Source organism: Erwinia tracheiphila (assembly GCF_021365465.1).
Lineage (GTDB): Bacteria > Pseudomonadota > Gammaproteobacteria > Enterobacterales > Enterobacteriaceae > Erwinia > Erwinia tracheiphila.
The window spans coordinates 2,357,907-2,371,393 of sequence record NZ_CP089932.1 but is presented as its reverse complement, the minus strand read 5'-3'; the positions used below and the strand labels follow the sequence as shown (position 1 = coordinate 2,371,393).

At 50.0% G+C, this 13,487-nt stretch carries 5 protein-coding genes and 6 pseudogenes; 5 read left to right on the top strand and 6 right to left on the bottom strand.

Features of this window, described 5'->3' with window-relative positions; translation table 11 throughout:
* Positions 1-117: 117 nt before the first annotated feature.
* Complete coding sequence (gene topA, locus LU633_RS12520; RefSeq protein WP_016192569.1) at positions 118-2,730, bottom strand: type I DNA topoisomerase; 2,613 nt, start codon at positions 2,728-2,730, stop codon at positions 118-120.
* A gap of 404 nt (positions 2,731-3,134) precedes the next feature.
* Between topA and LU633_RS12515 the strand changes: the two genes are divergently transcribed.
* Both LU633_RS12515 and LU633_RS12510 read left to right on the top strand, forming a co-directional pair.
* A complete protein-coding gene (locus LU633_RS12515) occupies positions 3,135-3,260 on the top strand; it encodes a DUF2498 family protein (protein WP_016192568.1) in 126 nt (41 codons plus the stop codon).
* A gap of 144 nt (positions 3,261-3,404) precedes the next feature.
* A complete protein-coding gene (locus LU633_RS12510; RefSeq protein ID WP_046371868.1) occupies positions 3,405-4,727 on the top strand; it encodes an IS4 family transposase in 1,323 nt (440 codons plus the stop codon).
* Here the strand turns inward: LU633_RS12510 and LU633_RS12505 are convergent.
* Positions 4,715-5,485, bottom strand: a pseudogene (locus LU633_RS12505) (IS630 family transposase); the annotation flags it as partial. The gene LU633_RS12510 and the pseudogene LU633_RS12505 overlap by 13 nt on opposite strands.
* Before the next feature lie 71 nt (positions 5,486-5,556).
* Here LU633_RS12505 and LU633_RS12500 point away from each other — a divergent pair.
* Positions 5,557-6,008 (top strand): annotated as a pseudogene (locus LU633_RS12500) (transposase); the annotation flags it as partial.
* Between the two features lie 15 nt (positions 6,009-6,023).
* On the opposite strand, the pseudogene LU633_RS26495 reads toward LU633_RS12500, so the two are convergent.
* The 3 genes and pseudogenes from LU633_RS26495 to LU633_RS12485 all read right to left on the bottom strand — a co-directional run.
* Positions 6,024-6,162, bottom strand: a pseudogene (locus tag LU633_RS26495) (DUF6387 family protein); the annotation flags it as partial.
* Between the two features lie 319 nt (positions 6,163-6,481).
* A complete protein-coding gene (locus LU633_RS12490) occupies positions 6,482-6,727 on the bottom strand; it encodes a hypothetical protein (protein ID WP_016192565.1) in 246 nt (81 codons plus the stop codon).
* Between the two features lie 95 nt (positions 6,728-6,822).
* A pseudogene (locus LU633_RS12485) lies at positions 6,823-7,268 on the bottom strand (DDE-type integrase/transposase/recombinase).
* 227 nt (positions 7,269-7,495) lie between these two features.
* Between LU633_RS12485 and LU633_RS12480 the strand changes: the two are divergent.
* Positions 7,496-10,813 carry an autotransporter outer membrane beta-barrel domain-containing protein gene (locus LU633_RS12480; protein ID WP_152664155.1) on the top strand — a complete coding sequence of 1,106 codons (3,318 nt, stop codon included), beginning with the start codon at positions 7,496-7,498 and terminating at the stop codon, positions 10,811-10,813.
* Positions 10,814-10,999: 186 nt separating this feature from the next.
* Here the strand turns inward: LU633_RS12480 and LU633_RS12475 are convergent.
* Positions 11,000-12,199: pseudogene (locus tag LU633_RS12475) on the bottom strand (IS256 family transposase).
* A 114-nt stretch (positions 12,200-12,313) separates the two neighbouring features.
* On the opposite strand from LU633_RS12475, the pseudogene LU633_RS12470 reads away from it, so the two are divergent.
* A pseudogene (locus LU633_RS12470) lies at positions 12,314-12,960 on the top strand (helix-turn-helix domain-containing protein); the annotation flags it as partial.
* Between the last annotated feature and the right edge of the window lie 527 nt (positions 12,961-13,487).

Genomic DNA, 13,487 nt, shown 5'->3' with positions numbered 1-13,487 from the left:
TTAATGCGATTTGATAATAAGAAAAGTTATTTCTATAACAAATATATCAAAACCAGGAATGATGTGAAGCAGAGAAAAGTACAAAAAGTTATGGCCAGCACAGTCTGGCCATAACGATTATTTTTTTGCAGCGGTTTTACTGGTTATCTGCCATTTACCATCAACATAGAAAGCAGACCATCCTGTTGCTTTTCCGTCCTTATCCGTACTGACATATTGCTGCTTGGTTTTGCGACTGTATCGAACGACAGTTTTGTTGCCCTGATCGTCGGCGACAGGCGCATCAGCAAGATAACGTAGTTTTTCAGGCAGGCGTTCGCGAAAACGAAGCAGTTCTTCAACCAGAGGAGCACGCGTTTCCCGGGATTTAGGAAAGGTGCTGGCAGCCAGAAAGACACCAGCAGCGCCGTCACGCAACACAAAATGAGCATCGGACTTTTCACATGCTAGTTCTGGCAGCGGAACTGGATCCTCTTTGGGTGGAGCAATGTCACCATTACGCAGAATCTTACGTGTGTTTTTACATTCGTCATTGATGCAAGCCATGTATTTTCCAAAACGCCCCATTTTCAGGTGCATCTCAGAACCGCACTTTTCGCACTCTACAATTGGACCGTCATAGCCTTTGATACGAAATTCGCCCTGTTCAATCTCGTAACCATCACAACCTGGATTGTTACCGCAAACGTGAAGCTTGCTCTGATTATCAATCAGATAACTGTCCATCGCCGTACCACATTTCCCACAGCGACGACGAGCACGAAGCGCATTAGTCTCTGCATCTTCTCCCTCGAGCACATTAAGCACTTCATTTTCAGGAATAAGATTGATGGTTTGTTTACAGCGCTCTTTTGGAGGTAACGCATAGCCGGAACAGCCAAGAAACACGCCCGTGCTGGCAGTACGAATTCCCATTTTCCGTCCGCAGGTAGGACAGTCAATCGAGGTGAGGATCATTTGATTAGGCTGCATACCGCCCTCTTCCGGATCCTTATCGGCTTTTTCCAGCTGCTGGCTAAAATCGGTGAAAAAGGTATCCAGCACACTTTTCCACTGGGCTTCATTATTGGCCACCAGATCGAGATTATTTTCCATATGCGCAGTGAAATCGTAGTTCATTAGCTCACGAAAGTTTTCCTCGAGGCGATTGGTGACAATCTCTCCCATCTTTTCGGCATAAAAACGACGGCTGTCAACCCGGACATAGCCGCGATCCTGAATGGTCGAGATAATGGACGCGTAGGTGGAAGGTCGCCCAATCCCCCGTTTTTCAAGCTCACGGACCAGCGATGCCTCGCTAAACCGGGCCGGAGGTTTGGTAAAATGCTGACTGGGTTTCAGTTGCAGCAAAGTCAACGCTTCCCCCACCTCAATGAGTGGCAGGGAACGGTCTTCATCTCCTTTTCTCAACGCTGGCATGACCCTGGTCCAGCCGTCAAAACGAAGGGTGCGCCCCCTGGCTTTAAGTTTGAAATCACCAGCATTAACGGTCAAGGTGGTTGCATCATATTTAGCTGGCACCATCTGACAGGCGACAAATTGCCGCCAGATCAGCTGGTAAAGTTTTTGGGCATCCGCTTCCATGTCTTTAAGCTGCTCAGACAGTACGTCAACATCAGAAGGGCGGATAGCTTCGTGCGCTTCCTGTGAGTTATCTTTGCTGGCATACACATTGGGATCTTTCGGTAAATACTGAGTACCAAATGCGTTATCAATATAATCACGAACCATACTGAGCGCATCCTGACTGATGTTCGTCGAGTCAGTACGCATATAAGTGATATGTCCAGCTTCGTAAAGACGCTGGGCCATCATCATGGTTTTCTTCACCCCATAACCTAAACGGGTACTGGCAGCCTGTTGCAACGTTGAGGTAATAAACGGTGCTCCTGGCTTGCTACTGGTTGGCTTATCTTCACGTTCAGCAACCCGATACAAGGCATTTTCCAGAAGGCTGACCGCGGCCTGAGTCTGTTCACTGTTAACGGGTTTAAAAGGACTGTCATGGTGATGGGTAACCTCCATCAAAAGATCGTTACCCCGAGGCGTGTTCAGGTTGGCATGTAGCTCCCAATATTCTTCCGGGACAAAAGCCTTGATTTCATGTTCACGCTCAACAACCAGACGGACAGCAACCGACTGCACACGACCCGCAGATAACCCTCGGGCGATTTTCTTCCAGAGCAGCGGAGAAACCATATAACCCACCACGCGGTCCATAAACCGACGCGCCTGCTGGGCATTGACCCGACTGATATTCAACTCACCTGGTTTGTCAAACGCCTGGCGAATCGCATTTTTGGTAATTTCATTAAAGACCACCCGGCTGAAGCGTGAATCATCACCGCCGATGACTTCCCGCAAATGCCATGCAATAGCTTCCCCTTCGCGGTCAAGATCGGTGGCGAGATAGATATGGTCAGCATTTTCCGCCAATGCCTTAAGCTCCGAGACCACTTTCTCTTTCCCGGGCAGAATCTGATAGTTAGCGTCCCAGCCATTGTAGGGGTCAACGCCCATGCGGCTAACCAGTGCCGCTTTCTCATCTTTCTTAACTTTTTTAGTCGTTTTACTGGTTGTAGAGTCAGTGCTCTTTTTAACCGTTGAACCACTGGTCGGCAAATCCCGAATATGACCGACGCTGGATTTCACCACGTAGTCATTTCCCAGATATTTATTGATCGTTTTGGCTTTTGCCGGGGACTCAACTATTACGAGAGCTTTACCCATATTTACCTTTACCTGATTGAAAGATCGGAGAGTAAAATGTGCCGTTTAGCAAAGAAAACCGACGCATTTACAAAATCATCGCCGAGACTGCCTTTTTCATTCCTGCTGTATTTTGCATTTAAGCTCCTGCCAGTCAACAGGCTAATTTATTGATTGAAAAAACTTTTTTTAAACAGCAGCACAGTGTATCCACAAGGCGTAATGACAGTTTTACATCCGGAACCCGAAACGCCCACACTCTACCTGATAAAATCTGATACGCAACTTAATTAGCACCTGCCAGCCGTTTGTGCCATAGCAGGCAAAAAAAGGCCGCAGCCAGACGAACTTCATACAAATTGAGGTTTGGTTTAGCATAAACGTAGCAGGATCGCAGTTGGCAACAATTATCAGAGAGGAATGATATGAATCAGACTGAAGTAATCGATAAGGCCAGTTTGTTACAAAAAACAAACGAAACGATCGCGCAGCATGAATGCTATTTCCCGGCCCTTTCCGCAACTGGCGTTGAACAAAAGCAGGGGTACTAACTAACTGATCCTAATATCGCTACACTTTAGCCAGCCCATGTTTTCCACCGGGGAATGGGCTAATGCCGATCATTTAAGGATCGGTTGACCGATCCGGTTTATGCGGTAAAAAGGGTTCTATGTTCATCATGGAACCCTTTTTAAATGGAACTTTCCCAGGCCCTCGGCATCATCAATGCCGCCACTCCTGAGCGCGCCCGTAGTCTCGCCGACCTTATTCCTCCCGAGCTTATTCAGCAGGCGCTCACCCTGACCGATACCGTTACTTTGCGTAAACGTAAACTTTCCCTCGAATCCATGATTTGGCTTGTCGTTGGGATGTCCATTTTTTGCGATCATCCGATGACCGAAATCGTCAATCTGATGGATATTACTGACCGGACCGGAGCTCCTTTTACCGCACGCAGCGCTGTCATTCAGCGCCGTAAGACTCTGGGTGAAAATGCAGTGCGGGAGCTTTTTGATATCACACAGCAGCACTGGAATCAGCAGGCTGCACATCCAAAATGGCACGGTCTGAATCTGTTTGCTGTCGACGGCGTGGTCTGGCGTACCGCCGATACGCCGGAAAACAGAGCCGTCTTCAGTAAACACAGCAGCCAGTACGGCGAAGGCGGCTATCCTCAGGTGCGAATGGTTTGTCTGATGGAGCTGAGCAGCCATCTGATCGCCGCCAGTGCATTCGACAGTGAAAAAGTCAGTGAAATGCGGCTGGCTGAACACCTGACGGAGAAAACCCCGAATAACAGTATCACCCTGTTCGATAAGGGATTTTATTCGATGGGTCTGCTTCATCACTGGCAGACAGCAGGAGAACACCGTCACTGGTTGTTGCCGTTGAAAAAACACGTACAGTATCAGGTGGTTCGCCGTTTGGGGCGTGGAGATGAACTGATATGCCTGAAAACCAGTCCACGAGCCAGGAAGCAATGGCCAGGGGTCCCGGAAGAAATGGTGGCAAGACTGCTGACCCGCAGGGTAGACGGTAAAGAGAGGCAGGTGCTGACGTCACTGACAGACCCGAATCGCTATCCGGGTAAAGATATCAGCGAGCTATATCGCCACCGCTGGGAAACAGAACTGGGCTACCGGGAAGCAAAGCAGGGTATGCTGGACAGCCGGTGGACATTACGCAGTCGCCTGCCGGAGCTGGTGAGACAGGAGCTATGGGGGGTACTGCTGGCTTATAACCTGGTGCGATATCAGATGGTGCAGATGGCGTTCCATCTGAAAGGAGATTACCTGCCTTACCAGCTGAGCTTCAGTGGAGCGATAAGCGAAATAATCCGGATGCTGATAACCCTGCCCTGGGCTTCGCCGGGAAAAATGCCGGGAGAACTGAGAACCCTGTATGAACAGGCGAAATGGCTTGTGTTACCGGGTAGAAGAGAGCGAAGTTACCCGAGAGAGTTGAGGGTAAAGAGCAGGAAATATCCGGATAAAAAGGTTGCTGGTCACCTTAAGTGACCAGCATTAGGGAATGGGCTGACGGTATCCATAAAGTGACGAATCTTTTTCAGCAGTTGCCACATTGAACGGCACTGATGATTTCGGGTTATTGTGCCTCATGAAGCGCCTGCCACAACCGTTCCACATGACTGACCCGCGCGGAGTAACCCGGCTGATAAATCACCCTGAACTTTGGGTTTGCTTTCAGCCAGCGCAATGTTTCACGGCTTTTGTGAATGATGTGGTTATCGACAATGAGCGTAATCGTTTTTACCCGCCGGCATGTCGCCTTCATATGCACTAAGACACGGATAAATAAGTAGTAACTTTTACTGCTTACACCAATGTAGCTGACTTTTTCCGTGCGACTGTGTAACGCTCCGGTCAGACAGTATTTTTCATTCTGTCCCGGCGTAACCACGCGCTTTTGCTGCCCGCGCAACTGCCAGTCCGCACCGATTTTGGGATTGAGATGGATATCCACCTCATCTTCGTAAAACACTGGGTGTTCAGCGCGACAACTGGCTAATGCCACATTAATCGCTGCCATTTTTTCTTCTTTGTTGCGGGTCGCGGATACAGAGTGTTGGCGCGGCCCTGCGCCATACGAGTCCGGCCGCAGATAACCACCGCCGGATGGTTGAGGCATGTAGAGGACAACCGGTGAAATCACAGATTTTTATCGCCAGCAGTTCGGTATTCCAGCGGGAACGCTGATAACCAAAATCGCCGGGAGAATGCTTAACAAGTTCACGCAGTAATGCGCAAATATGTTGAGCCAGTACATAGATTTGTGTCATTGCCTGATTTTGATATGTTCAATCCAGCATCAAAAGCAGGTTAATTTATGGACGAAAAACAGTCGCAGGCCCTGGCTAACGAACTGGCCAAAAATCTCAAAACCCCTGACGATATCAGTCAGTTTGAGCGCCTGCTGAAAAAAATCAGTGTCGGGGCGGCGCTCAACGCCGAAATGACCCGTCACCCCGGCGACGATAAAAATCAGCCAGAACCGGCGACCAACGCCCGCAACGGCCACACCCAAAAGACGGTTATCACCGGCGATGGACCGCCGGAGCTGCGTACACCGCGCGATCGTGATGGCTCCTTTGAACCACAACGGGTGAAGAAAAACCAGACCCGGAGCACCGGGTAGATAACCCGATCTTATCGTTGTACGCCAAAGGGATGACCACCCGCGAGATAGCGGTCGCGTTCAAAGAGCTGTATGACGCCGATGTCTCGCCAGCGCGGGTCTCAAAGGTAGCTGATGCCGTCATGGAGCAGGTCACCGATTTCATCCCAGAGTTTCATCATCCGCCAGGCCACAACCCGGTTGTCCATCCGGGTAAAAAGCTGTTCAACCGTCAGGCCATGGAGCACGCTATAGTTGTCCATAGTTGTCCATGCAGAACCAGGCCTGCACCGCTTTTTCAATCTCAGCTTTAATCATGATATTCCTGATGGCTTTACTTATCTGGCGGGTGTCTTATCCATAACCTTACCTTACCGTATTTAATGAAGCCAATCTATTGAACAGGATAAGGGGAAGGTTGCAGGCATTCAGGTTAAACATTCTTGTTGCTCAGTGCAGTTCATAGAAGATTTTTACGTAACTAATTGAATGAAATTGACTTTTATTTTCTTGATATCTATAAATTGATGGTGTAAAGGTTAGTATAAAACAGGTAATTATGAAAATTATCAACAATATTTATGTAGTTAATGGATTTTTCGATTTCGAGTCCGAAACAGCGTTGCCTTCTGTTCAGTCACACTAAGATGCATATTCTTTTCCAGAAGACTCCATCCTCATCACTCCCGGGACGAAAATCAGCTTCACTACTGCGGGACTTCTTCATCCCCAGCCTTCTCGCCATTATTTTAACTGACATTGCATTCCTTCCAGGCAGACGCGCAGTTACCAACATTCCCATCCGGGGATAGTCCGCTTTAAGTATATCGAGTTCCACCTCCCGCCAGAAACGAACACTTTGCACTCCCAGTGTCTCAGCCATTGAAAAGATCGCACTAATACTTCTTCCTGGTATTAGTTGTGTCGGCTCTGTTGCAAAGTTCGTGATGAGGTAACCTTTGGCATTATTGAAAAGTGTTATATTTCAAACACCCTTCTCACCAGACGCATCTCGCCCGGGGGATGCCCACAATAAAATGACCCGGCCTGACCTTTACGTAGCGCACACATCACTTCAATCCCTTTGATTGTAGCACAGGCTGTCTTCATGGATTTAAATCCTGACATGGCGCTGATTATCCTTCTCAGCTTTCCGTGATCACATTCAATGACGTTATTCAGGCTCTTAATCTGTCGGTGTTCAACATCGGGCGGCCCGTTTCAGTCACGCCAGCGCCCGGCCATAAGTGGGAGCCTTATCTATGTTGATGAGACGGGGGACCTGCCAGCCTTTCACGTTATTTAAAATCTTCCCGGGAAAACGATATGCCGCTTTCACAGTAGCTGATGCCGTATTTGCAGTACCCGCGTACCGCCCACAGAATAATGTCACGACTGAAATGTCGGCCTTTAAATACGATCATGGGTAGCGTTACTGATGAAAATATCAGCAAAGTTTATCAGCGCAGCAATCTTTGCAACAGTACCCGATCGTTTATAAAATAATGGAAGATGAGGCTATCGCAGAGCAAAGACACCTGTTGTTATAAATTATCAAGTCATATCGATAATTATTATATTTTTTATGATTTATTGAGTTCAGGTGTGAACTTATATTGACGGACGTAGAAGATTACTTTTTCACACAAGGATGGTTGATATGAAAAGGTTTTTTATGACGACTGCATTAATTGGTTTATTAGCCAGTAATAATTCGTATGCAGGAGAAAGCTATCTGGTCTATAACCCACAAAATATTGCTGTGTTTCAAGTGCGTTTCTTTAATGTTGGCGACGGCCCCTTTATGCCGGACTGGCCGGGAGCTTATGAGTCAACCTGGGATTTGGGTCAGCAACAGAAAGAAAAAATACTCGATGCCATGCGTTACTGGGCTGAAGTTATCACTCCCAGACCAGGGCAATTGCCCGCCATTATCAATGTGGGGACGTTTAATGACGAGAATGCCGAAGGTTCCAGCGATTCAGTTACCGATAGCATCATAAGTCTGACGCAGTTGCAGGGAGCGCTGAACAGCATTGATACCGGAGAGTTGACCTTCGGCTCTCATGCCCAGTTCATCATGGGCAAAATGGATTTTGACGACGTTCCCTATGTGCCTGCGCAATTGCCGCGTACAGGAAAGACTGATCTGGTCAGCGTCGCTGTTCATGAGCTGGCCCATGGTCTGGGAATATCCAATATGGTTACCGATCTGCAAGGAAGTGGCACATTCACACCCACTTTTAATACCGAGCCTTTTGGTTCCTGGACCAGCCATTTGCGCGACAATCGTGGTAATCCTGCGCGACCAGGGCAAGTAATACTGTGTAATGGATGCAATAACCCATGGGATCCACAAGGCTTTGATGTACGGCTCGATAAAGGCTATTTCACTGGCAGGCACGTAGATGAAGTGCTTGCAGGCACCATGCCTGGCGTGCCGGTGAAAATGTTAGGGGATGACGGTTCGGTCGATGATAACTACATGAGCCATATCGAGCTGAAGAACAGCATGATGAGCCACCAGAACTACCGCAATTACACAACTTTTATGGAAGCGGGGCTGGCGTTGCTGCAGGACATGGGGTATCAGATTGACCGACGTAACTTTTTCGGTTTTTCGCTATATGGCAATGGGCAAACGCTTATTAACCGTAATGGTTATTTTCTGCGTAATCAGCAGGGGGATGGCTACCTGGCAGGGCAATATAACACCGCAACGCTGGGGGTTGGCCTGCATGTGTATGGCAGCAATAACCATATCTTTCAGCAAGCGGATCTGTTGACACAAGGGGCTGGCGGCGCGGGTGTCCGCATTGATGGGCAAAATAACACCCTGAGCATCGAACCCGGAACACGGGTTTACGCCGATGGTCTCAATGGCCGTGGGGTGATGTTTTCCTATGGTAAACAGCATAACCTTATTCAACGTGGCGACATTCAGGCGTTAGGAGCTAATGGCGTCGCTATCAGCTTTAATTTTGGCAATAACCTCCTGGGTAACGAAGTGGATTATCGTGGATCCTGGCTCCATATCGTAGACGGGTATAACGAGGCATTATTACCCGAGTTACAGGGAGCCCTGGTAGATAATGCCGACATTAGCGGACGCGTTGCCGGTAAAGGCGCGGCGATTTATATTTCGCCAAATGCGCTGGTCAGTAATATAAATATATTAAATGGTGCCCGGCTGGAAGGTGATATTTACGCGGACTATGCCCAGCGAGATGCCTACGGCCAACAGCGGTTGACACAGCTTACCTTCGGTCGGAAGGCCAATGCGTATGGGCAGGCGACGGAAGCTGCTGATTCTGATTTCAGCTTTACTTACCGTGGAAACATTGAAGGTATCAATAATCTGGTACTGAACGCGCACGGAGGGAAAACCTCGCTTAATGGCGATTTTCAGATTTACAGCATGACTATCGCGCCGGGTGCCATACTATCCGGCAACGGCAGCTACACCCTGAACGAGGAAGGCCGCTTTGTAAATAGCGGGATCCTCGCGCCAGGTAATTCACTTGGGCAAATCAATATATCAGGCGCTTATCAACAGACGGATACCGGGCAGTTGTTGTTAGAAGTCGACGGGCGCGGCAGGCATGATACTCTACGAGTGGATGGTCACGCACAATTCAGCGGTCAACTGACGTTTGTGCCGCAGCCGGACTGGTATACGGCAAACTGGCGGCTGGATTCGCAAGATTTGCTAAAAACGGATTCGTACAGCGGCGAATTCAGTACGGTGAACAGCTTGCTCCGCTCACCCACGCTAACGCTGCAGACAATGCATCAGGGAGAGAACAGCTGGCAGCTCTCGATACGGCGCGCTTCCAACGCGTACAGCCAGTATGCGCAGGACGATAATGCGCTGCAGGTGGGGCAAGCGCTGGATAAAATTGTGGCAGAAGCTAATTCGGATATACAACCGCTGTACCGTACTCTGGATTTCTCAGCCACTGATGGCGGGAGTATCAGCAATGCCTTGCCGCAACTTTCTGCGGGAGCCTACAGCGCCATGTTCGCAAGTTCCCTTCACCGTGAACAGCAGATAACGCGGATCATTGGCGGGCCTGATCCTGTGGTTATGCCGAAACAACTGGTGGAAGGCGAATGGCGCAGCTTTGCCATACCCTTTGGCGGCGGCTTCTGGCAACAGCGCCAGGGGGACAGTGTAGGGTACGAAGCCAGCAGTTATGGTATGGTATTCGGTGCCGAAAAACAAAACGATCAGAATCACAACTGGATTTATGGCTTTCATGGTGCGGTCAGCGGCCAGTCGGTGACAGTGAAATCACCAGAAACCGCGACCGGGAAAACCACTGCTTTCGATCTGGGTATTCATGCTCGTTACGGCGCTGAAAGGTCCGAAGGCATGTATTTATTCGGCACTGGCCGATTTGGTATTGAAGAAAGCTGGCTTGATAGAAACATTCATGTAGAAACTTACGAAGCAAGCCACCATGCCACCTGGACCGGATTGTCAGGCTCTGTTACGGCTGGCGGGGGCTATCGGTGGGCGCTGAATGATAATGTAAACGCCGGACCGATAACTTCATTAAATTACACCATATTACATCGCCCTGGCGTGAAGGAAAATGGCAATGACGGCAGCCGACTGGTGCTAGGTTCAGAGACCTTCAATACTCTGCGATCAAGTATCGGGGTGAATGGCAACTGGAATGTGCCGCTCGCTTCAGGAGCGTCGATCGCAGCGGAGTTGCAGCTTACCTGGGATCATGAACTGCTGGATGGCAATGTAGTGCAACAAGCTTCTTTCGCCCACTATCGCAGCACAGGGTTTAGTTCCAGGAATCAGGTGACTGGACGTGACACTCTGGGTGTTAAGGCTGGAATGAGCTATAAAATCAACACTGATGTCGAATTGGGCATCGGGATTGAAAGCGAATTGTTTCATTCTGGCTATGACTCGATCATAGGTAATCTTTCAGCTACCTGGCGTTTCTGATATCTGAGGATGAGAAATAATACGGCTGGCCGTCATTAAATTCACCGCTTCCCCGGCTTTGCCGGAGTGTTCCGAAAGGTTTGACCTTTAAGACAGCCGCACGAGTCTGTTTCTGTTCAAGCAACTCTTAGAGTTTCTTTGTCCTTTCTCATGACCCTGTACACGATTCTGTGTAAATGCCTTTTCTCAGTAGTGACCGTCCGGGCGGTCACCGAACCCGATAATAAAACGGCTCATCGCCATACGCCAGTCCCTCAGTGGCATCCTCCATTTCTGTGATGCGGCCTGGATTGCCAGCCACACCTCCTTTTTCACTGCGTCGTCAGTCGGGAACACCTTCCGTTTCTTGATGGCATCCCGGATCACGCTGTTCAGCGGCTCGATGGCGCTGGTCGTGTCGAGCGTCTTGCGGATGTCTGCCGGGTAAGCGAAGAACGTCAACAGGCTGGCCCGGTTTGCCTGCCAGCTCCGGCTTATCTGCGGGTAGCGGCTGTCCCGGGTGCCGGTGAACGCTTCCCGCGCCTGCTTCTTCCGTGGTGGCCTGACAGATGGCTTTCAGGCCGCGGGTGACGGCTTTGTAGCCCTCCCAGGAGACGAACCGCAGACTGTTGCGCACCATATGCACGACGCACAGCTGGACGCGGGCCTGCGGATACACTGCGTTGATAGCGTCCGGGAAGCCCTTCAGACCATCAACACAGGCGATGAGGATATCGTTCAGGCCGCGATTTTTTAATTCGGTCAGCACATGGAGCCAGAACTTCGCGCCCTCGTTTTCGGCCAGCCACATACCCGGCAGTTCTTTCTGGCCTTCGATGTTGATACCCGGGGCAAGGAACACGGATTTATTGATGACGCGACTGTCCTGCCGGACCTTCAGGACGATACAGTCAGGGTAAACGATGGGACAAACGGCATCCAGTGGCCGGTTTTGCCATCCGGTGATCTGCTCCATGACGGCATCAGCTACCTTTGAGACCCGCGCTGGCGAGACATCGGCGTCATACAGCTCTTTGAACGCGACCGCTATCTCGCGGGTGGTCATCCCTTTGGCGTACAACGATAAGATCGGGTTATCTACCCGGTGCTCCGGGTCTGGTTTTTCTTCACCCGTTGTGGTTCAAAGGAGCCATCACGATCGCGCGGTGTACGCAGCTCCGGCGGTCCATCGCCGGTGATAACCGTCTTTTGGGTGTGGCCGTTGCGGGCGTTGGTCGCCGGTTCTGGCTGATTTTTATCGTCGCCGGGGTGACGGGTCATTTCGGCGTTGAGCGCCGCCCCGACACTGATTTTTTTCAGCAGGCGCTCAAACTGACTGATATCGTCAGGGGTTTTGAGATTTTTGGCCAGTTCGTTAGCCAGGGCCTGCGACTGTTTTTCGTCCATAAATTAACCTGCTTTTGATGCTGGATTGAACATATCAAAATCAGGCAATGACACAAATCTATGTACTGGCTCTAACGCGAGGTAACTCTCATGCTCCATACTCACAATCCCATCATGCTCCATACTCACAATCCCATCATCAAACACAACGCCGGCCTGCTCAAGCTCGCCGAAGAGCCCGGTAACGTCTCAACAGCCTGCAAGAGCACGGGCGTGTCACGCGACACCTTCTACCGTTATCAGGAACTGGCTGCTGAAGGCGGCATTGACGCGCTGGTTAACCAGAACCGCCGGGGTCCCAACCTGACGAACCGCGCCGACGAAGCCACTGAACGCGCGGTTGTTGGGTTGTTGAGTACGCCGTTGAGTTCCCGGCCCCCGGGCAGCACCGGACCAGTGATGAGCTGCGTAAAAAAGGCGTGTTTACCTCCGGCAGCGGCGTGCGCGCCATATGGCAACGACACGACCTGGAGAACTTCCGTAAACGCCTGAAGGCACCTGAGGAAAAGCTCGCCAGAGAAGGTATCGTGCTTACCGGTGCCCCAATCGCCGCGCTGGAGAAAAAGGCGCATGATGATGAGGCCAGCGGCGAAATCGAGACCGCTCACCCGGGCTATCCCGGGTCGCAGGACACCTTCTGTGCTGGCGATCTAAACGGTGTGGGCCGTATCTGCCCGCAGACGTTCGTGGATACGTACCCGAAAGTGGCACACTGCAAGCGGTATACGAGTAAAACGCCGAACTCTGCCGCCGACCTGCTTCGAGTACGCGGCTCATCGTTGTCATTTGGCCAGGGGCAGGTTTAATATGATCCTCATCTTTACGCCTGTTTTGTGGTAATTTAATCAACTCTTCCGGTTTGCCATAGTAAGTTTCCCAGCAGTTAAAAACATTTTTTACGATATTTTTGCTTTCTTTTAGAAATCGGCTGACGGCGCGGATCATGGCTTTTAAAAATCCACCGTCTAAATCGCTGGCGCGTTCCTTTGCCTGAAGCAGTGTTAACGAAGGACAATCACCTGTGTCATGCTGGTTTATTTTCTCATCGGTAGCGATAAATGAATGTAATAGTGCCAGTGAGCCTGGCGTTCAGATCCTGTGCACCAGACATTCTTTCAACTGCCTGCCTGGGGGATTTTCTTCGTTTGATGTCGGTGAACGCATGTGTACACAAAATCATTAAACTGGAAGCGACAGGTAAATTGTAGTAAAACAGGTCAAAGCAATGTCATGAAACAATTCATTGAAATAGATGGAAAAATTCAATTAAACTCATGCAAATCCGATA